Raw genomic sequence first — 20,260 nt, 5'->3', positions numbered from 1 at the left:
TTAATAATATAAGCCATTCTTTTTAATTTCATGAATGGCACGAACCTCATGAGCTTTTAATTGTTCTAATTCAGCAATAAATGATAAATGCTCTACCCCATCAAATTGTTTTGAATAGCTACTTAAAATTTCATCAAAAATTAACCGAACCCTTTCTACATGGTACTGAGAGGTAATAATCCGTAGTGAATGGATAGAAAATTCTTCCAATACTTTTTTGGATTGCACGGCATCATCCACTGTATTGGATGATAAAGCAAGAGGCAAAAAAGAATCTTCGGGTACTCCTAACTTCATTAATTCCTGCTGTAATAAAAAAGCATGGGGCCAAGGACTTGTATTAAAATGCGACCCAAATCCGCCTGTGCAAAGAATAGGACGCTTCTCTTGCTGAAATAATTCATTGACATACTTAACACGATCCAAAGCAATGGGTCCTAGTTTCCCATCAGGTGAATTAGGTGATCCCAACAAAATAAGTACTTCCTGCAAGTTCATAAAAAAGGCCTCCAAAATGGAGGCCTAAATTTATTAAATATTGAGACAATTAAAGCAATTTCAATATTTCTTCACCAATTGCATCAGTGCCTAAAATCATGGATGGATCAGTTATTTTATCCGCAATATCCCTAGTTCGGAAACCTTTCTTTAATACTTGATCAATGGCCGAAATAATAGCTTCTGACTCTTCTTTCAAACCAAAAGAAATATCCAATAATAAAGCAGCAGATAAAACAGAAGCCATGGGATTAGCTAAGCCTTTTCCAGTAATATCATGGGCAGAACCGTGGATTGGCTCATATACCCCTGTACCGTCTCCAATGGACGCAGAAGCCAACATACCCATAGAACCGGCTATCTGCGAAGCTTCATCAGTTAAAATATCACCAAATAAATTCGCCGTAACCACTACGTCAAATCGAGTAGGTTCCTTAATTAAAATCATAGCCGTTGCATCCACAAACTGATATTCCACTTCGATATCAGGATATTCTAAGGCAAGTTTTTGAATTTCTTCTCTCCAAAGACGAGATGACTCCAATACATTGGCCTTGTCAACTGAAACTAATTTTTTACGTCGAGTTCTTGCTGCTTCAAAAGCTTTACGACCAATTCTTTGTACCTCATAACGGCTATACTCTGCCACGTCATAAGCCGTATCTCCATTATTTTTACGTCCTTTTTCACCGAAATAAATATCTCCAGTTAATTCACGGAAAAATAAAATATCAGCCCCTTTTAATATTTCAGGTTTAATGCTTGAAGCACCCAAAAGCTCATCAAACAATTTAATCGGACGTAAGTTGGCATATAAGCCTAATTCCTTACGCATTTTTAATAAACCTTGTTCCGGACGAACCTTAGCCGAAGGATCATTATCGTATTTAGGATGTCCAACAGCACCAAATAATACAGCATCTGAGTTTTTCATTTTTTCCAATGATTCAGCTGGAAGTGGATCTCCAGTAGCTTCAATAGCTACGTGACCAATTAAAGCTTCATCATAAGTAAACTCATGATTAAAACGGGCTGCGATTTTGTCTAAAACCTTTTTACCTACTGCGGTTACTTCTTGTCCAATTCCATCACCTGGAACAATTAAAATATGCTTCTTAGCCATTTGTCTTATTGTATATTACTAAATCAAATTCAACATTTTTTGAGTTGCCTTAATGGCAGAAACCGTCTGATCACAATCCAATCCTCGGGTTATTAATTCTTTTCCTTGATGAGACCAGGTAATAATGGTTTCACAAAGCGCATCAGAATCCCCTCCAGGAGGAATTCTTACTGCATAATCCTTCAATTGGGCTAGTTTTTTCCCATTCTTTTGGAATATAATTTCTAATGCATTAACAAACGCATCGTATTGACCATCTCCTTGTGCATGCTCCTCGTATATTTTACCATTGATGGAAATTTTTAAGGTAACAGATGGACGTAATTCTTTACTATGTGTCAATACATAATTTAATACCTGCACTCGCTCTTCTATCGTTGAGCTATCCAATACATCAGAAATGATATATGGTAAATCATTGGGGGTAACTACTTCCTTTCGATCACCTAATTCAATAATACGCTGGGTTACTTTCTTCAAATCTTCATCTGAAAGTTGAATCCCCATTTGTAATAAATTATTTTCAATATTCGCCTTGCCACTCGTTTTACCTAAGGCATATTTACGTTCACGACCAAAACGCTCAGGCATTAAATCATTGTGGTATAAGTTGTTTTTTTTGTCTCCATCGGCATGTATACCTGCTGTCTGAGTAAACACATTTTCCCCGACTACCGGCTTATTGGCTGGAATTCTAAATCCTGAGAATGTTTCTACTAATTTACTGACAGAGTATAAAGACTTTTCTTCAACCGAAACTTCCACATCTTTTTGATAATCATTGATCACCGCAATTACACTAGCTAAAGGAGCATTTCCTGCCCTTTCACCCATGCCATTTACAGTTAAATGTAAACCATGCACCCCATTACGTACTGCCTCCAATGCATTAGCAGTGCCTAAATCGTAATCATTGTGTGCATGAAAATCAAAATGGGTATTCGGATAGCGATTGACTAATTCCGAAATATAAGTGGCTACCTCCGAAGGTATTAAAATACCCAAAGTGTCAGGCAACAAAATACGGTCAACCGGCAATTGACTTAAAAAATCCAAATAAGACAACACATATTCTTTCGAATTACGCATGCCATTACTCCAATCTTCTAGGTAAACATTCACCTTCAACCCTTTGGAAATGGCTAAGCGAATAGTTGCCTCAACTTCACTAAAATGCTGTTCTGGCGTCTTTTTTAATTGAAAGGTCAAATGATTCAAAGAGCCTTTGGTCAATAAATTCATCACCTTCGCACCTGCATCCAGCATCCAATTCACGGAAGTTCCACCGTCAACAAAAGTCAAAACCTCTACCTGATCTAAATAACCATTTTTATCTGCCCATTCTGTAATTTTTTTCACAGCTTGAAACTCACCTTCAGACACACGTGCAGAGGCAATCTCAATGCGATCAACTTTCAATTCAGTTAACAGCAATTGAGCTATGGTCAATTTTTCACTCGCAGAAAAGGATACCCCGCTGGTTTGTTCACCATCGCGCAGGGTGGTATCCATGATTTCAATATGGCGTTTCAAGGAATTATCGATTGGAAGCAAAAGATACGATTTCGTCTTTCATAGCTTGTAAATAGTCTATGTCGTCGAAACCATTCAATAAATTATGTTTTTTGTACCCGTTAATATCAAAACTTTCAGAAGCCCCTGTTGCAACAATGCTTATACGTTGCTCAGGTAAATTAACCTCTAATTCAGTCTTAGGATCCTTTTCAATGGCTTCAAAAATTTGATGCAAAAATTCTGGACTAACCTGTACGGGTAAAATACCTACGTTGATGGCATTTCCACGGAAAATATCAGCAAAGAAGGAAGATACAACACATCTAAAACCATAATCATAAATAGCCCATGCAGCATGCTCGCGGCTACTACCTGAACCGAAATTTTTCCCTCCTACCAAAATCTTTCCTTGGTATGTAGGATTATTCAATACGAAATCAGCCTTGGGTTGATCATTTTTATCGTATCTCCAATCTCTGAATAAATTATCACCAAAACCTTTACGCTCTGTTGCTTTTAAGAATCGAGCTGGGATGATTTGATCTGTGTCTACGTTCTCAATGGGTAAAGGAACAGCAGAACTTTTAAGTATACTAAAACTATCGTAAGCCATAATGGTCTAATTTAACAACTTATAAAAACTCTCTTGGATCGGTAACAACACCCGTTACAGCGGCGGCGGCAGCCACTAATGGGCTAGCTAACAAGGTACGAGAACCAGGACCTTGACGACCTTCAAAATTGCGGTTGGAAGTACTAACAGCATATTTCCCTGCCGGAATTTTATCATCATTCATCGCTAAACAAGCCGAACAACCTGGTTGACGTAATTCAAATCCAGCTTCAGTTAAGATATCATAAATACCTTCATCCTTGATTTGTTTTTCTACGATATGAGAACCTGGTACTACCCATGCTGTCACATGATCTGCTTTTTTACGTCCTTTAACTATGGAAGCAAATGCTCTAAAATCTTCGATACGGCCGTTGGTACAAGAACCAATGAATACGTAATCTACTTTTTTACCAATCATAGCCTCATCCTCAGCAAAACCCATGTAATCCAAAGATTTTTCATAGGTAGCTACACCGCCCTCTACATCCTTGGCTTTAGGAATATGCTTGGAAATACCCATACCCATTCCAGGATTAGTACCATAGGTAATCATGGGCTCAATATCTGAAGCATTAAAATTGATTACTTGATCAAATGAAGCACCCTCGTCAGTTTTCAATGTCTTCCAATATGCCAATTGCTTATCCCAATCAGCACCCTTAGGAGCTAAATCACGACCTTCGATGTAATTAAAAGTGGTTTGGTCTGGAGCAATCATACCACCACGAGCACCCATTTCAATGGAAAGATTACAAACTGTCATTCTACCCTCCATTGACATATTTCTAAATACATCTCCCGCATACTCCACAAAATATCCTGTGGCACCTGAGGTACTTAATTTTGAAATGATGTACAATGCCACATCTTTTGGAGTAACTCCTTTTCCTAAGGTTCCATTGACATTAATAATCATTTTTTTAGGTTTTGGCTGCATGATGCACTGAGATGATAGCACCATCTCAACTTCAGAAGTTCCAATTCCAAAAGCGATAGCTCCAAATGCACCGTGAGTAGATGTATGTGAATCTCCACAAACAATGGTCATTCCTGGTAGGGTAATACCATTTTCTGGACCTACCACGTGAACAATACCATTCTTTGGATTACCTAAGCCCCAGTGAGAAATACCATATTTGCTCGTATTTTTCTCTAATTGCAATAATTGATTGGCTGATAGAGGATCCTCAACAGGTAAATGTTGGTTAATGGTTGGGGTATTATGATCCGCCGTAGCAAAAGTTCTCTCTGGAAATAATACACCGATACCACGTGTCTCTAAGCCTAAAAATGCAACAGGACTAGTTACTTCGTGAATGAAGTGACGATCTATAAAAAATACGTCTGGACCATCTTCGATTTTACGAACGACATGGGAGTCCCAAACTTTATCAAAAAGGGTACTGGGAGTATTGCTCATTATAATAGAATTAAATAATTACCTAAATCAAGCTACAAAAATGCTACTTTTTTCAGGAAATTCAAAGGTTTAATTGCTCAAAAACAGAGTTTAGCCATATAAAATTTGGCTAATTGGGTTTTATAAGGAAGCTCTCGAAATGAGACAGAATGGATTTTCAATATGAACTTTGGAATTTGTTTTAATCAATTCGGCAGCAGTCCTACCTAATTGAGCAAAATCCGTAGAGATGGTGCTGATACCTTTAAACAAGAGTCTTTTTAAAGGTGTTTCGTTGTATGAAATTAAACCTACATCCTCCCCTAATACCAATTCTTTTTCTAAAATCTTCTCTAATAAAAGGATCAAATCATCTTCCATAACATTGATATAGGCTTCACCTACAGCCGGAGTAATCGATCCAGCTGAGGATACGATTTCCATATCAAAGGCAAAATCCCGACAAAAATTAGTAAACCCCGTCACAATCTCTTGTGGATAATAAGAAGTATTCGGGAAAATCATCTTCAATACATGGTATTTACTTAAATCATCTTTTGCTTGAATCAATGCCGAGTATATGTCCTTTTCGAAATTTTCATACACCGCTCCAAAATTCCCTTGAATACCCGGCAAAAGTTTATCCAATAAAATTAATTTCTCTTTGGGCAATTGATTAATCAATTCCCTGGCACTTTGCTCTCCTTCCATGAAATGAGGAATAATCACAATATGTGAATAATCCCGATCTCTGGACTGAATAATCTTTTTAAATAGATTGAAGTCGTTATTATAAATGTAGAAGTCGATGGTAGCGTTTTCGCCCATAGCCTCTACAAAAGAATCATACACCAGCTTTTTATGACCACTTAATTTGTTGAATAACAAGAATATACGAAAATCAACTGGTAGCTTATCGATCTTGATGAAAAAACCTTTTCCTCGAACAGAATCTATTACTCCCTTGGATTTCAGGTAATTATATCCTTTCTCAACAGTAATTCGGGAAATATAATACTCAAAACTTACTTCATTAATGGATGGTAAACTTTCCCCTTTTTTAATACGTTTATTGCGAATACCCTCAATAATGGAGTTAGCCAATTGCTGGTACTTAGGTGTCGATGAAAATTCATCGATATGGATAACATCAAGAATATTAGAATGACTCATTTATAAAGAATTACCTATGCCTACTATAATAACAGATACCAAAATTACAACAATTCCAGCCATTACTGTCCTTAAGGTTTGTTGGGATACTCCTTTCCATTCTTTGAAATACAATCCCCAAAAATTAGAAGTTAAAATAATGGTAGCCATATGTAAAATCCATGAACTAGCCCCATTACCTAATTTACTTTCTCCCATTCCGTAAAAAAAGAATTGCAAAAACCAAGTAGTACCCGCCACTGCAGCAAAAGTGTAATTTCTACGAAGCGGTGATTCCGCATTCGTGTAATCACCAAAAGATTTATTCGCAAAATTTAAATACATACACCAAATAAAATTGGTGGTAAATCCACCCCAAAGGACCACGATAAAAATGACATTATTTTGAAATAATGGGTCACAACCCTTAACAATAGCCTCATTGGCCATCAATTTTCCTGCCTCAATACCAAAATTAAAACAAGCACTTAGCAAACCAGAAATGGTAGCTACGATCAACCCTTTCACTAGATTAAATTCTTTTATACTTTCCTTTTTCTGGGCATCGGAAAGCTCATTCTCCTTCATCATACCTGCTTTTCCGCAGAGATATATACCTACTATACATACCACGATGCCTAATAATACCAATCTCCCCCCGGTACTACCTGCAATTTGAGAAAAAGTAATACCCTCCATACCAGAAAACTCACGGTAAATAGGTGGTACCAAAGCACCGAAAATACTACATAAACTTAAGGCGATGGACATACCCAAAGACATGCCCAAATAACGCATGGCTAAACCAAAGGTCAATCCACCAATTCCCCATAAAACTCCAAAAGCATAAGTCCAAAATAAGGTACTTGAATTGGCTTCTTGGATAATCTGCATAAAGTCAGGTATGGTCAAATATGCTGCCACAAAAGGCACCAAAATCCAAGAAAAAACACCCCCAACTATCCAAGCGCTTTCCCAAGACCAAACCTCAATTTTTCGATATGGAATATAAAAACTACCCGAAGCAAATCCACCTAAACTATGAAACAACAATCCTAATAATGAACCCATTTGATCTTTATATTTATTTTTTTAAGTATTCCTACCAAAGTAAAAAATGAACTATTTCTAATCTTTTGAAAAAAAATGCGCTTAGTTAACAACCATTTAATCAATCTTTATTGGATTAATTCCTTTAAAATAGCTCGCTAATGTAACAGAAGAATTGATAAAAACAATTCAAGTCAGGCTAATGAAAGTACTATTTATTATTAAATTAAGCCTATGAAAAGTAAAATCCCCTTTCTTTCTGGCCTTTCCCTCGTTATCATACTACTTGGTTCTTCCTTTTATTATCCTCAGTCTCAAGAAGACTGGCCATCCTACCTTGGCGGAAACGATAGAAATCATTATTCCACATTGACTCAAATAAATCTTGAAAATGTTAAGCACCTAAAAATTGCTTGGACCTACGCAAGCGGAGATTCTGGACAAATACAAGCTAATCCCATCATCATCAAAGGAATACTGTACAGTGTAAATGCATCTGTACAAGCATTTGCGCTAGATGCTGCAACAGGAAAGGAACTTTGGCGATTTGGAGATCCTTTAAAAAACTGGGCCAGTACGAGTCGGGGTGTCTCCTATTGGACCAATGGAAAAGAATCTAGAATTCTATATACCGCAGGACCCAATTTATGGGCTTTAGATGCCAAAACAGGTAAGCCCATTTCATCATTCGGTCAACAAGGTAAAATTGATTTACATACGGGCTTGCCTGAAATAGCCAAAGATAAATTTTTAGTTTCCAATACACCTGGCACTATTTTTCAGGATTTAATCATCATGCCTCTTCGACTTTCAGAGGGTGAAGATGCTGCACCAGGCGATATTCGCGCATTTGATGTTAAATCGGGAAAATTAGTATGGACCTTTCATACCATACCTTATCCAGGCGAATATGGTTATTCAACTTTCCCAAAAGATGCTTATAAAAATACCTACGTAGGAGCAGCAAATAATTGGGCTGGAATGGCAGTTGATGAGGAAAAAGGAATACTTTTTGTACCTACGGGATCAGCTGGATATGATTTCTGGGGTGGAAATAGACCAGGTAAAAATTTATTTTCAAACTGTTTGATTGCACTAGATGCAAAAACCGGAAAAAGAATTTGGCATTTTCAAACCACACACCATGATTTATGGGATCGCGATTTACCGGCACCAGCGAACTTAATTCGAGTAAAGCATCAAGGTAAATATATCGATGCAGTAGCCCAAATCTCAAAACAAGGTTTTGTTTTTCTATTTAACAGAAAAACAGGTGAACCGTTATTTCCTATCCTAGAGAAGAAAGTCGCTACCAAAGGTCTTCCGGGCGAAAAACCATGGCCCACTCAACCTATACCCAGTAAACCTGCACCCTATGCTCGACAATCAAATGAAATCACCGAGTTAAACGTAAGTCCCTATGCCGAAAATAAAGATGAACTTATCCAACTTTTAAAACAATACAACAAAGGTTGGTATGCCCCTCCCAGTGAGGTTGGAACACTGATTTTTCCTGGATTTGATGGCGGAGGTGAATGGGGAGGAGCAGCAGCTGATCCCAAAAATGGAATTCTTTATGTCAATAGTAATGAAATGGCCTGGGTTCAAAAAATGGAAAATCAAGCGGATAAAGCAAAACAAAAAATCAGTTTGGCCAAAAAACTCTACCAAAACTATTGCCAAAATTGTCATGGGGCAGACCTAAAAGGAAATAGTTTAAGTGGATATCCATCGTTAATGGATATTTTTAATCGAAGAGATAAGGTATTTGTAAAGCAAATTATCCAACAAGGGAAAGGCATGATGCCCGGATTTACCCAACTGAAAAATACAGAAATCGAAGCCATTTTATCCTTTCTGAGCAATGAAGATAAACAAGAAGTGGGAAATCAATCTTCTAGTTTAAAGCCAAATATTCCATTTCGAATGGCAGGATACAATAAATTCTTGGATTCAAAAGGAAGACCGGGAATAAGCCCACCCTGGGGAACATTGAATGCCATAGATTTAAATACAGGGAAATACCTTTGGAAAATTCCTTTGGGAGAAGATATCGAATTAGCGAAAAAAGGAATAAAAAATACGGGAATAGAAAATTATGGTGGCCCCTTAATTACAGCCAATGGCTTATTATTTATTGCAGCCACCAAAGATGGAAAATTTAGAGCCTTTGAATCTAAAACAGGTAAACTTGTCTGGGAAACAACCTTACCGGCCGCTGGATTTGCTACCCCATCTACCTACATGGTTGGTGGGAAACAATATGTTGTGATTGCCTGTGGTGGAACTAAACTTGGCACACCGAAAAACAATCAATATGTGGCATTTTCATTGCCCTAAAACATGGGTATTATCCCCACAAATTCCTTCTCAAAAACTCATTAGCCCAATGTCCATTGGGATCCAAGCGTTTAGCTAAAGCTTGAAAATCCTTGAATTTTGAATAGCGGGAATGCAATTTTTGTGGACTCATCGTAAACAATTTTCCCCAATGAGGTTTAACTTCAAAAGGTTCTAAAGCCGCTTCAATTTTAGGCAAAACAGCCATCACATTAGGAGTATCCGGTTTCCAAGTAAAGTGAATGGCGATACTATCTTGCTGATAGGCTGGACTTAACCAAAGTTCATCGGCGGCTATGCTTCTAATTTCTGTGACAAATAAATAAGGAGAAAAAACTGAATGAATTGCTTCCACGGCCATGATAGCCTGATAAGCATACTTTCTAGGTACAAAATATTCCGCCTGAAGTTCTTCCCCATTACTAGGTGTAAAGCCCATTTTAAAATGAGGAAGTCGCTCATACCAAGGACCTGCTATTCCCATTTGATCGGTACAATTGACGGGAGAATTAATTTTAATTGGATGTAAATGATTCGTAGCTGCTGTAGCACCAAAATAACTTTTTACTGGATGAATATTTTTGGCATCGGTACGTTTTTTAATCCACAATTGGTTTATGGTTTTGTTTTCCCAATGTGTAAACATACTAACTGAATAACCCTCTTGATATATTTCATCAAAATGGTCTTTCAGTTGATTCATAGATAAGTTTTCAAAGACAAACTGACTAACTTCAAATTTGGGTTGAATGGCCAAAGCTATTTTTGTCACGATTCCTAAAGCACCCAAATTAACCACTACCCCATTAAAATCAGGTTGACCATACTCCCATCGTTGTAAAGTGCCGTCTGCTTTCATGATCTCTATTCCGCGAACAGCAGAAGATAAATTTCCATTACCATCACCCGAACCATGGGTAGCTGTGGCACAGGCTCCTCCAACAGATATATGAGGTAATGAAGCTAAATTATGTAAGGCATATCCAGCCTTATCCAGTAATAATCCCAATGTGCCATATTTAATCCCTGCTTCTACCCATCCCCACATCTTTTGGGAATCAATAGAAATCACCTGATTCATTTTAGAAGTAGAAATCAATGTTTCCGTCGTATTGGCAATGGTATTAAAAGAATGCTTGGAACCTAAAGCCTTTGCCTGTTTAGCAGCCAATACTTCATTCCTTAGTTCTTCTACATTGGAAGGATAAACTATTTTCTTAGCTGCATAGGTCAAATTTCCTGCCCAATTTGTCTCAGAAGTTGATGGAACATAAATTTGACTAGCCATAAATAGTAAACTTGATTTTCTTAAAAAGTCTAAACGGTTCATTGAGGATAATTTTTGTTCAATTATTTCCCATAATTATTACAAATATCCCAATAAACCATTGAAACTAAGAACAAAAAAAAACAATACCCTGCTACCAAGGTATTGTTTTTTATTTGGGGTGGACCAGCATGGGCTCGAACCATGGACCCCCTGATTATGAGTCAGATGCTCTAACCAACTGAGCTACAAGTCCGCATTGAATTGCTTCAACGAGCTGCAAAATTAAATAATCAAGAGCTTTTTAACTAATTTCCTTTATAAATTTATAATTTAAGGTTTAATACAGCTGGGGTTTATCCATCTATTCCCATGAAAACGAAAACATTCATTAGTGACCTTTCCAAGAAAATTTATCCCATTTCCGAAATGGTGAATGCGGATAATATTCAGGAAGGAATATTACAATTGATTCAAAAAGATTATCCAAATTTTCAATCTGGGAGTAATTTATCCATCACTGAATTAAATATTTTTAGGCAAATCTATTTATCTGATTTCCTCAAAAAAGAAACTGGTGATTTAACAGCTTTGGAACAAATAGTCCTAAAAAACGAAGCGGATCACCGACTCATTACTCAAGCGGTAGACATGGAGGATTTCGGTGATTTATCTTTAGGCCAACGAGTAGCAGATAAAGTGGCTTCTTTTGGAGGTAGTTGGCGTTTTATCATTTCCTTCTTTGTATTTTTAGCCATTTGGATACTGGTTAACGTCTACATGTTTTTAAATAAAGGTTTTGATCCTTATCCGTTCATTCTTTTGAATCTTATTTTATCTTGCATAGCCTCATTACAAGCCCCTGTCATTATGATGAGTCAAAATAGGCAAGAGGAAAGAGATCGTGAAAGATCCAAAAAAGATTACCTAATCAATTTAAAATCTGAATTAGAAATCAGATTACTAAATGAAAAAATTGATCATTTAATGACCCATCAGCAACAAGAATTATTGGAAATACAGAATATCCAAGTTGAAATGCTGAACGAAATAACCAATTTGGTAAAAGATAAGAAAGTCCGCTAAGCTATGTACCCAACTAAAATTATCAATGACCCGATTTATGGATTCATTAAAATCAATAATCCATTCATTTTAAAGCTCATTGACCATCCTTATTTTCAGCGATTAAAACGAATTAAACAGTTGGGTTTAGCCGAATTTGTCTATCCAGGTGCACATCATACCCGTTTTCATCACGCTTTAGGTGCCATGCATTTAATGGATCAGGCACTCAACAATTTACAAGCAAAAGGATATACCATATCCGAAGAAGAAAGAGAAGCCGCTGAAATTGCCATATTGTTACATGACATTGGGCATGGTCCATTTTCACATGTTTTGGAGTATACTTTATTGGAAAATGTTCATCATGAAGATATATCTCAATTGTTGATGGCCACATTAAATAAACATTTTGAAGGTAGATTAGATTTAGCAATCCAAATGTTCGCTGATAAATACCATCGACCCTTTTTTCATCAATTAATTTCAAGTCAACTAGATGTAGATCGCCTGGATTATTTAAGTCGGGATTCGTTTTATACCGGCGTGAGAGAAGGTTTCATAGGGTCAGAAAGGCTTTTATCCATGCTGGATTTAGTCAATGAAAAATTAGTCTTGGAAGAAAAAGGGATTTATTCCATTGAGAATTTCTTGATGGCCCGAAGGTTGATGTATTGGCAGGTATATTTACACAAAACAGCGATTGCTGCAGAAAGTATGCTCATTCAGATTCTAAGAAGAGCTAAATATTTGATTAATTCTGGCATACAATTAGAATGCTCTACTCCCCTATTTACCTTTTTAAGTAAAGTATATACCTGGGATGAATTTTCGAGTAGGGAATCGCTTTTGATTGCATTTACTGACTTAGACGACCATGACGTTTGGGCGGCCATAAAAAGCTGGAAATCAGCAGAAGATATTATATTGAAAAATTTATGTCAACAGTTTCTAACCCGAAAATTATTCACTTGTAAATTGGGTAGCCAACCTATACCAAGGACTAAAAAGCTAGAAATTGAACAAATGATTCAAAAAAGTTTAGGTATTACGGCAGAAGAGGTAGGCTATTTTGTAGTGGATGGCTCTACGAGCAATGCTGCCTACATACAAGGAGACAATACCATCAAAATGGTCGATAAACAAGGTCAGGTTGTCGAGTTACTTGAAGCATCTGACTTACCGACCATCCAAGCATTAAGTAAGATTGTAAAAAAATACTATTTTTGTTGCCCAAAGAGCGTATATTTGCAAGGCGAATTACGTTGATTGCATACCTAGTTCCATTATTACCTGAAAATCAATTCATCCCTGCATGAAATTTACTGTTGATCAAATTGCCGGACTAATTAATGGAACAGTAGATGGGAACGGAGCTGATATTATTTCAGATTTCAGTAAGATAGAAGAAGGTAAAGAAGGGACAATTTCCTTTTTAGCCAATCCCAAATACGAGGCTTTTTTGTATGAATCAAAAGCTACAGCCATCATTATTTCCCAGGATCAAGCATTAAAAAAGAAACCATTAGCCACCTTAATTCGAGTGGCAGACCCCTATTTGGCATTCACTGTATTGTTGCAAAAATATCAGGAAATGATGGCTTCCAATGAAACGGGGATTCAACAACCCTCTTTCATAGATCCAAGTGCCACTTTAGGAGAGAATATCTTCGTAGGAACATTCACAAGTATTAACCGAAATGCAAAGATAGGATCTGGCACTCGAGTAATGAATAATGTTAGCATTGGAGTAAATGTTCAAATCGGAGAAAATTGCATTATTTATCCAGGTGTCATTGTTTATGCAGACAGTAAAATAGGCAATCATTGTACCCTACATGCCAATGCAGTCATTGGATCCGATGGATTTGGCTTTGCTCCTCAACCCGATGGTACCTTTACAACTATTCCACAATTGGGTAATGTTGTAATTGAAGACAACGTGAGTATTGGAGCCAATACAACAATTGATCGAGCCACAATGGGTTCTACCAAAATTGGAAAAGGTTCTAAAATAGATAATTTAGTACAAATAGCTCACAATGTAGAAGTGGGTAAAAACACAGCAATAGCCGCACAAGTAGGCGTTTCTGGTTCCACCAAAATTGGAGATAATTGCTTAATTGGTGGACAAGTGGGTGTTGCAGGTCATATTAGCATTGCACCTAACACCATTGTTACAGCTCAATCAGGTGTAACTAAAACAGTTAAAATACCAGGACAAACACTAGGAGGAACACCAGCCTCCCCTAACGTAGATTATTTAAAAAGAAATGCACTTATTCGTCAATTACCTGACTTGTTTGAGAGAATTAATCAAACCATGAAAGTTGAGTAATTTGACATTAGATTCGTATGAACAATAAGCAACACACCATTAGTAAATCTGTCACTCTGAGTGGCGTGGGCCTCCATACTGGCGTTACAGCCAACATGACATTTTTACCGGCGCCAGCTAATCATGGTATCAAGTTTCAACGTACTGATTTACCAGATCAACCTATTGCAGACGCAGATGTAGATTACGTAGTAGATACCTCTAGAGGTACCACCATCGAGCATAATGGAGCGCGAGTAAACACTGTTGAGCACGTGCTTGCAGCCATGGTAGGTATGGAAATTGACAATATCCTGATACAATTAGATGGACCCGAACCTCCTATCATGGATGGTAGCTCCATCAAATTTGTGGAAGCCTTGGAGGAAGCTATTCCATTAGAACAAGAAGCTCATCGTAAATTCTTTGAATTACCTGAAGAAATACGTTTTAAAGATTTAGATAAAGGCATTGAATTAGCGGCACTTCCTTTAAATGATTACAGGATTGCTGTAATGGTGGATTATAATTCCAAATTTCTATCGAGTCAACATGCTAATTTAACCCACGTTTCTCAGTTCAAGGAACAATTTGCCATGTGTAGAACATTCTGTTTTGTACATGAATTAGAGGTTCTCTATAAAGCTGGATTAATACAAGGTGGCGATTTAAGTAATGCCATTGTTATTGCAGACCGTGATTATTCTGAAAAAGAACTATCTCATTTGTCTGAAGTTTTGGGTAAACCCAAAGTAAGCATCTCCAAAGAAATAGGTATCTTAAACAATACCAATTTACATTATAATAATGAAATGGCTCGCCATAAATTATTGGATGTCATGGGAGATTTAGCCTTAGTGGGAAGACCCATCAAAGCCCAAATTCTAGCTTCTAGACCAGGACATGCATCCAATGTGGAACTGGCTAAAAAGATCAAGAAATTGATGCTCGAAACGGAGAAAAATAAAGTACCTGTTTACGACCCGAAGCAACCACCTATCTGTTCTCACGAACGAATTTATGAATTATTGCCTCACCGTTATCCATTTCAGATGATTGACAAAATCACCTATTTGGATGAAAATAGTGTGGTGGGAATTAAAAATGTAACCATGAATGAAAGCTATTTCATGGGACACTTCCCTAATAACCCAGTGATGCCAGGCGTCATGCAAGTGGAGGCCATGGCTCAAACAGGCGGTATTTTAGTATTAAGTTCAGTACCAGATCCTGAAAACTATTGGCCGTATTTAGTAGGAATAGAAAATTGTCGATTCAGAAAAAGTGTAATTCCTGGAGATACTGTTATCTTCCGTTGTGAATTAATTTCCCCAATAAGAAGAGGAATTGCAAAAATGACAGGTAAAGCTTATGTAGCTGGACAAGTTGTTTGTGAAGCCGAAATGACCGCTAGTTTAGTAAGAAAATCATAATCAAACCCATGACATATCCGCTTACACATATAGATCCATCCGCTAAAATTGGCCAAAATGTGACTATTGATCCATTTACCATGATACACGGAGATGTAGAAATAGGTGATGGAACGTGGATAGGATCTAATGTCACTATTTTTCCTGGGGCTCGTATTGGCAAAAATGTACGTATTTTTCCTGGCGCAGTCATATCCGCTATTCCTCAAGATTTAAAATTTGGAGGAGAAAAAACAACAGCTGAGATTGGAGATAACACCACCATCAGGGAATGTGTCACTATAAATAGAGGTACCGTTGATAAAGACAGAACCGTAGTAGGTAAAAATTGCTTAATTATGGCCTATGTTCACATAGCACACGATTGCCAAATAGCTGATAATTGTATTTTAGCCAATTCTGTTCAAATGGCAGGGCATGTGAATGTGGGTGAATATGCCATTATTGGCGGATCTACTGCCATCCATCAATTTGCCAGCATAGGTAAGCATGTGATGATTTCAGGTGGTTCTTTGGTTCGTAAGGACGTTCCTCCCTATACAAAATCAGGAAGAGAGCCATTAACCTATGCAGGTATAAATTCAGTGGGTTTAAGAAGACGCAACTTTAGTGATGCACAAATAGCTGATATTCAAGAAGTTTACCGATATATCTATCAAAAGGGTTTGAATATTCAAACTGCATTATCTGAAATTGAAGAGCAAATTAGCCCTTCTTTAGAAAGAGATGAAATACTTTCTTTTATCCGTAGTTCTGAACGCGGAATCATGAAAGGATAATCCTTTAATTCATGAAAATTCTTGCCGAACATGTTGAAAAAAAATTCCGTCAAGAATGGGTGGTGCGCTCCTTTACTTATCAATTTGAATCCGGAAAATCCTATGCCCTAACTGGTCCCAATGGATCTGGGAAATCTACCCTATTGCGTATTTTAGCTCAATATTCGCTTCCCACCAAAGGTCAAGTATCTTTTTTACAGGATAATGATTCTATCGTAGAATCAGATCAAATACATAGCCTAGTTTCTTATGCTGCTCCTTACGTTGAATTAATCGAAGAGTTCACCTTATCCGAACTATTAAATTTTCTGATTCAATTAAAAGCAATACCCCAACACATCACCTTAACGAGTTTCCAAGAATACATTGATTTGCGACCAGATGAATCAAAATTTATAAAAAATTATTCATCAGGAATGCGCCAAAAAATCAAATTAGGAATATCTCTTTTGGCTGAGAGACCATTTTTATTTTTAGATGAACCCACTACTAATTTAGACGAGAAGGCTAAAAATTGGTTCTATGAAAAAATGAAGGATCAAAAAAACAGAATAGTAATAATTGCTTCTAATGAAGTGGCTGAAATAGCATTATGTGAACAAAGAATATCTATTCTAGACTTTAAATAAATTACGTTTCAAGCGTAATAATAGCAAGCCTAAGACGACCAGATCAAATCCAATAAAGAAAGCTAAATCCGACATTCCCAATACCCCTTTGGAAATATTTCTATAGTGAAAATTTAAACTGTATAAATCAATATCCACCTGGGCAAAAAGGGGTATTAAAGCTAATTCTTGAGGTCCTTGCCAAAACAAAAAATTAAAAGCAACACCTAAGACAAAAGCTAGTGCCTGTTTATTGGTCAAAGAAGAGGCCAAAGCACTTAAACATATAAAAGCTAATCCCAATAAAATAATTGAAATATAGCCTCCTACAATTAAAGTAGAATCATAATTACCCTCTGGACTTCCTAAGCTAGATAAAGCATATACAAAAAAAAGGGTGGGTAGTAAGGATGTCAATACTACAGCAAAGGTTCCTAGGATTTTGCCCAATAAAATGTCCCAATCTGAAACAGGAAGTGACCTCAGTAAATCAAAGGTTTTAAGAGCATATTCCTCGGAAAAAAGACGCATGCTTAATGCCGGAATAAAGAACAAGAAAAACCAGGGAGCTAATTCAAAAAATACGCTCAACTCAGCAAATCCAAAGTCAAGTACATTACCTTCAAATACCCAGGTATATAGGCCTGTTAACAAGTAAAATGCCAACATTAGCCCTAAACCTATAAACGAACTGAAAAATGATTGATATTCTTTTTGAACAATAGCCCACATACCTCCTATTCAAAAAATGGTTTTTCTTTCTTTAAAATAGCTGATACTATTAGACCTAATAAAAATAAGAAAAGTGTTGACATCAACACGATCAACACAAATTGAACACCTGGCCCCATCATCATGGATGAAACTTTCATAGCTTCTGAAATTTGACTTTCACTTAGACCTTGTTCCTCCATTTTTTCACGAGCAATATCCAATTGCTTTTGTAGGACAGTGGTATCAATGAAATTCAAATAAATATAATTATAGGCACCTGAAGCTAGTCCCCAAATAGCACCCAATAAAGCAGAAACACCCAAACCTTGAGAATAACCCAAGTATCCTGCATTTTGCTCCCTAAATTCTTTTAAAGTCAAAAATAAAATAGACGTATCAATCAGCAATGTAGCCAAAAATGTAATCCAACCTAAAGACTCTGAAAACTGATCTTCTAAGCCTGTGTATTTGGTTAATAAGGTAAATAAGAAGCTAATTGTCCCTCCAATTAAACCCCATTTTAGGGCAATTAAAGAAGATGAAGGAGTAGAATCGGATTGATTTTCCATAAGATTAAGAACGTTTATAGTATAAAGAAATAAGTAGATTCGGTAAAAAAGATAAGGCTAATTTTTGAAAAAAATCATCTTTGGCAATGCTATACGCATTAATCTGAGATATATTATTTTTCAATTCCATAAAATAATTCTGACCCTCCTGCTGGACTATAACTTTCTGATATTGAGCTAATTCAATTAAACTAATTCGAATATATTCATTTAAAATCTGTAAACCTTCACTCGATTGGTAAAACCAATAAAAAAAACAAAAAGTTAATATACCGACAAGAATTACAAATACATATTGGTACACAAATAAATGTAAAAAATGCACCACTTGATTTCCCCTATTCTTAATTCCTAATTGAACTAAATACCATTGAAAAAACAATACAATGACATAACTAGGAGCCTTTTTACCACCGATAGGAATCGTTCCGTTTTGATATAACAGGAAACAATAAACCAAGATTAAACCCAACACCAATAAAGCGGTTACTAGCAAAGCTGGCAAGCGTTTGAGGTTCAAAAACATATTAGAATTGGATATATTGAGAAGCGTTAATAACTCCTACAATTTGATGATCAAAAGTATGATGTAAAAAGGCAGAATTCTTGGAGTTACTTTGAATCAAGGACTCTTGGTATTCCAGCTTTTTATTTTCTACTAATATTCCTTTAGCAAACTCCCCTACTTTAATTTGAGAAGACGCTAAACCCAAAAGTTTAGCTGGGCCATGATGAATCCAAGCGTCAACGGATGTAATATTTCTTTGTTGGGCTGCTTGCAATAAAGCTGGCAACATAGTTTCTAAACCAATCACGCCAAAACTCGCCTGATCAAATTCAATTTCCTTCAATTCAACTTCGACAGGGTGATGATCAGAAACAATGGCATCAATGCTTCCATTTAATAGACCTTCCCATAAGGCCTCTTGATCATCTTGAGTTCTAAATGGCGGATTTACCTTTTTATTTGTGTCAAAATCCGCTAAATCATCTTCTGTAAAAATTAATTGATGTATAGCCACATCAGATGAAACAGGTAAGCCTTCTTTTTTAGCTTGTCTAATTAATTGTACTGATTCACGGCTCGACAGACAGGAAAAATGAAGTTTAAAACCTGCACTTCCATGACCAAAATGATAGCCTTGAACATAACGTAAAAGATCTAAATCTCGCTTGATGGAAAGAGTTTCAGCTAAAAATGGAATACCTTTTAGCCCCATTAAGGTACTTTGAAGTCCTTCATGAATCTGACCATAAAGAGATAAACCATCTGTATTAGGTCGGCTTATCAAAGTCACAGGAAGAGTTTGCAGATACTGCAAACATTTAACCATTAAATCTGCATTTTGTAAAGAAGCCGCTCCATGACTAAACCACTGAGCTCCAGCTTGATGTAAATCATACAAATCCGTAAAGTTCTCTCCCTTATTATCTAAGGTAAGTGGAGCTATAGGGTAGAAATTCACTTCAGCAGATTGCTGGAAAATATATTGAATCGCTTCAGCTTGTTGAGGTACCGGATTTCCAGTTGGCAAGAGAGCCATATCCAGAACCCCTCCTCGCAAAGCGGCTTTTTTCAAAGAATTCCAATCTTCTTTAAACTCACCACCAGGCAGGGTATGATGCACACGCAAGTCAATAACAGAGGGATACCAACTTAGTTGATCACAATCTACGACACGATCGGCAGAGCTTGAGATAGCCTGTGCTATTTCTTTCCAAATTCCATTTTCTACCAATACATCAACTTTTTGCTGAAAATACGGCGAAGTACTATCTAAAATTAAAACGGATTTAAATAAAATGCGCATGGCG

19 protein-coding genes and 1 tRNA gene are annotated in these 20,260 nt (G+C 36.7%); 7 read left to right on the top strand and 13 right to left on the bottom strand.

Translation table 11 applies throughout. The annotated features are described in order from the left end of the window. The 7 genes from SKC36_RS01435 to rhaT all read right to left on the bottom strand — a co-directional run bounded on the left by SKC36_RS01435 (position 1) and on the right by rhaT (position 7,374). Positions 1-498 carry a YdcF family protein gene (locus tag SKC36_RS01435; RefSeq protein ID WP_459464144.1) on the bottom strand — a complete coding sequence of 166 codons (498 nt, stop codon included), beginning with the start codon at positions 496-498 and terminating at the stop codon, positions 1-3. 49 nt (positions 499-547) lie between these two features. Next, on the bottom strand, positions 548-1,621 hold the full coding sequence (gene leuB, locus SKC36_RS01430; protein ID WP_459452761.1) for a 3-isopropylmalate dehydrogenase: 1,074 nt from the start codon (positions 1,619-1,621) through the stop codon (positions 548-550). Positions 1,622-1,639: 18 nt separating this feature from the next. Further along, a complete protein-coding gene (locus SKC36_RS01425; RefSeq protein ID WP_459464732.1) occupies positions 1,640-3,133 on the bottom strand; it encodes an alpha-isopropylmalate synthase regulatory domain-containing protein in 1,494 nt (497 codons plus the stop codon). 25 nt (positions 3,134-3,158) lie between these two features. Continuing rightward, complete coding sequence (gene leuD / locus SKC36_RS01420) at positions 3,159-3,749, bottom strand: 3-isopropylmalate dehydratase small subunit (protein ID WP_459452760.1); 591 nt, start codon at positions 3,747-3,749, stop codon at positions 3,159-3,161. A 19-nt stretch (positions 3,750-3,768) separates the two neighbouring features. Continuing rightward, complete coding sequence (gene leuC / locus SKC36_RS01415) at positions 3,769-5,172, bottom strand: 3-isopropylmalate dehydratase large subunit (protein WP_459452759.1); 1,404 nt, start codon at positions 5,170-5,172, stop codon at positions 3,769-3,771. A gap of 120 nt (positions 5,173-5,292) precedes the next feature. After that, on the bottom strand, positions 5,293-6,324 hold the full coding sequence (locus tag SKC36_RS01410; RefSeq protein ID WP_459452758.1) for a GntR family transcriptional regulator: 1,032 nt from the start codon (positions 6,322-6,324) through the stop codon (positions 5,293-5,295). Then, positions 6,325-7,374: an L-rhamnose/proton symporter RhaT gene (gene rhaT / locus SKC36_RS01405; RefSeq protein WP_459464142.1), complete on the bottom strand. Its 1,050-nt coding sequence runs from the start codon at positions 7,372-7,374 to the stop codon at positions 6,325-6,327. Between the two features lie 213 nt (positions 7,375-7,587). Between rhaT and SKC36_RS01400 the strand changes: the two genes are divergently transcribed. Beyond that, positions 7,588-9,693, top strand: coding sequence for an outer membrane protein assembly factor BamB family protein (locus SKC36_RS01400; protein ID WP_459464140.1), 2,106 nt, complete (start codon positions 7,588-7,590; stop codon positions 9,691-9,693). A 10-nt stretch (positions 9,694-9,703) separates the two neighbouring features. Here SKC36_RS01400 and SKC36_RS01395 read toward each other — a convergent pair whose 3' ends face one another. Beyond that, the gene (locus tag SKC36_RS01395) at positions 9,704-11,023 is read right to left on the bottom strand and encodes an FAD-binding protein (protein WP_459464137.1); all 1,320 of its coding nucleotides are present in this window, start codon (positions 11,021-11,023) and stop codon (positions 9,704-9,706) included. 119 nt (positions 11,024-11,142) lie between these two features. Continuing rightward, positions 11,143-11,216 (bottom strand) — tRNA-Ile (locus tag SKC36_RS01390). A 116-nt stretch (positions 11,217-11,332) separates the two neighbouring features. Here SKC36_RS01390 and SKC36_RS01385 point away from each other — a divergent pair. The 6 genes from SKC36_RS01385 to SKC36_RS01360 are packed head-to-tail and all read left to right on the top strand — an operon-like array spanning position 11,333 to position 17,183. Beyond that, complete coding sequence (locus tag SKC36_RS01385) at positions 11,333-12,046, top strand: DUF1003 domain-containing protein (protein ID WP_459464135.1); 714 nt, start codon at positions 11,333-11,335, stop codon at positions 12,044-12,046. A gap of 3 nt (positions 12,047-12,049) precedes the next feature. Further along, positions 12,050-13,294, top strand: coding sequence for an HD domain-containing protein (locus SKC36_RS01380; RefSeq protein ID WP_459464133.1), 1,245 nt, complete (start codon positions 12,050-12,052; stop codon positions 13,292-13,294). A 46-nt stretch (positions 13,295-13,340) separates the two neighbouring features. Further along, positions 13,341-14,363, top strand: coding sequence for a UDP-3-O-(3-hydroxymyristoyl)glucosamine N-acyltransferase (gene lpxD, locus SKC36_RS01375; RefSeq protein WP_459452752.1), 1,023 nt, complete (start codon positions 13,341-13,343; stop codon positions 14,361-14,363). A gap of 17 nt (positions 14,364-14,380) precedes the next feature. After that, the gene (locus SKC36_RS01370) at positions 14,381-15,775 is read left to right on the top strand and encodes a bifunctional UDP-3-O-[3-hydroxymyristoyl] N-acetylglucosamine deacetylase/3-hydroxyacyl-ACP dehydratase (RefSeq protein ID WP_459452751.1); all 1,395 of its coding nucleotides are present in this window, start codon (positions 14,381-14,383) and stop codon (positions 15,773-15,775) included. 8 nt (positions 15,776-15,783) lie between these two features. Next, on the top strand, positions 15,784-16,554 hold the full coding sequence (gene lpxA, locus SKC36_RS01365; protein ID WP_459452750.1) for an acyl-ACP--UDP-N-acetylglucosamine O-acyltransferase: 771 nt from the start codon (positions 15,784-15,786) through the stop codon (positions 16,552-16,554). Positions 16,555-16,565: 11 nt separating this feature from the next. Next, positions 16,566-17,183, top strand: coding sequence for an ABC transporter ATP-binding protein (locus SKC36_RS01360; protein ID WP_459452749.1), 618 nt, complete (start codon positions 16,566-16,568; stop codon positions 17,181-17,183). Here the strand turns inward: SKC36_RS01360 and SKC36_RS01355 are convergent. From SKC36_RS01355 to SKC36_RS01340, 4 genes are read right to left on the bottom strand one after another with little or no spacing between them, the layout of a single operon-like run. Next, positions 17,169-17,894 carry an ABC transporter permease subunit gene (locus SKC36_RS01355; RefSeq protein WP_459452748.1) on the bottom strand — a complete coding sequence of 242 codons (726 nt, stop codon included), beginning with the start codon at positions 17,892-17,894 and terminating at the stop codon, positions 17,169-17,171. The genes SKC36_RS01360 and SKC36_RS01355 overlap by 15 nt on opposite strands. 5 nt (positions 17,895-17,899) lie before the next feature. Further along, positions 17,900-18,445 carry a DUF4199 domain-containing protein gene (locus SKC36_RS01350; protein WP_459464132.1) on the bottom strand — a complete coding sequence of 182 codons (546 nt, stop codon included), beginning with the start codon at positions 18,443-18,445 and terminating at the stop codon, positions 17,900-17,902. Positions 18,446-18,449: 4 nt separating this feature from the next. Continuing rightward, complete coding sequence (locus SKC36_RS01345) at positions 18,450-18,950, bottom strand: hypothetical protein (RefSeq protein WP_459464130.1); 501 nt, start codon at positions 18,948-18,950, stop codon at positions 18,450-18,452. A gap of 22 nt (positions 18,951-18,972) precedes the next feature. Beyond that, positions 18,973-20,256 carry a dihydroorotase gene (locus SKC36_RS01340; protein WP_459464128.1) on the bottom strand — a complete coding sequence of 428 codons (1,284 nt, stop codon included), beginning with the start codon at positions 20,254-20,256 and terminating at the stop codon, positions 18,973-18,975. Between the last annotated feature and the right edge of the window lie 4 nt (positions 20,257-20,260).

The organism is Aquirufa sp. OSTEICH-129A (assembly GCF_054558355.1).
This window is presented reverse-complemented; position numbering and strand designations above follow the sequence as displayed.

Bases quoted from the DNA above. Each gene is read 5' to 3' on its own strand.
- SKC36_RS01435 (WP_459464144.1), bottom strand. From the start codon at position 498: ATGAACTTGCAGGAAGTACTTATTTTGTTGGGATCACCTAATTCACCT.
- leuB (WP_459452761.1), bottom strand. From the start codon at position 1,621: ATGGCTAAGAAGCATATTTTAATTGTTCCAGGTGATGGAATTGGACAA.
- SKC36_RS01425 (WP_459464732.1), bottom strand. From the start codon at position 3,133: ATGGATACCACCCTGCGCGATGGTGAACAAACCAGCGGGGTATCCTTT.
- leuD (WP_459452760.1), bottom strand. From the start codon at position 3,749: ATGGCTTACGATAGTTTTAGTATACTTAAAAGTTCTGCTGTTCCTTTA.
- leuC (WP_459452759.1), bottom strand. From the start codon at position 5,172: ATGAGCAATACTCCCAGTACCCTTTTTGATAAAGTTTGGGACTCCCAT.
- SKC36_RS01410 (WP_459452758.1), bottom strand. From the start codon at position 6,324: ATGAGTCATTCTAATATTCTTGATGTTATCCATATCGATGAATTTTCA.
- rhaT (WP_459464142.1), bottom strand. From the start codon at position 7,374: ATGGGTTCATTATTAGGATTGTTGTTTCATAGTTTAGGTGGATTTGCT.
- SKC36_RS01400 (WP_459464140.1), top strand. From the start codon at position 7,588: ATGAAAAGTAAAATCCCCTTTCTTTCTGGCCTTTCCCTCGTTATCATA.
- SKC36_RS01395 (WP_459464137.1), bottom strand. From the start codon at position 11,023: ATGAACCGTTTAGACTTTTTAAGAAAATCAAGTTTACTATTTATGGCT.
- SKC36_RS01385 (WP_459464135.1), top strand. From the start codon at position 11,333: ATGAAAACGAAAACATTCATTAGTGACCTTTCCAAGAAAATTTATCCC.
- SKC36_RS01380 (WP_459464133.1), top strand. From the start codon at position 12,050: ATGTACCCAACTAAAATTATCAATGACCCGATTTATGGATTCATTAAA.
- lpxD (WP_459452752.1), top strand. From the start codon at position 13,341: ATGAAATTTACTGTTGATCAAATTGCCGGACTAATTAATGGAACAGTA.
- SKC36_RS01370 (WP_459452751.1), top strand. From the start codon at position 14,381: ATGAACAATAAGCAACACACCATTAGTAAATCTGTCACTCTGAGTGGC.
- lpxA (WP_459452750.1), top strand. From the start codon at position 15,784: ATGACATATCCGCTTACACATATAGATCCATCCGCTAAAATTGGCCAA.
- SKC36_RS01360 (WP_459452749.1), top strand. From the start codon at position 16,566: ATGAAAATTCTTGCCGAACATGTTGAAAAAAAATTCCGTCAAGAATGG.
- SKC36_RS01355 (WP_459452748.1), bottom strand. From the start codon at position 17,894: ATGTGGGCTATTGTTCAAAAAGAATATCAATCATTTTTCAGTTCGTTT.
- SKC36_RS01350 (WP_459464132.1), bottom strand. From the start codon at position 18,445: ATGGAAAATCAATCCGATTCTACTCCTTCATCTTCTTTAATTGCCCTA.
- SKC36_RS01340 (WP_459464128.1), bottom strand. From the start codon at position 20,256: ATGCGCATTTTATTTAAATCCGTTTTAATTTTAGATAGTACTTCGCCG.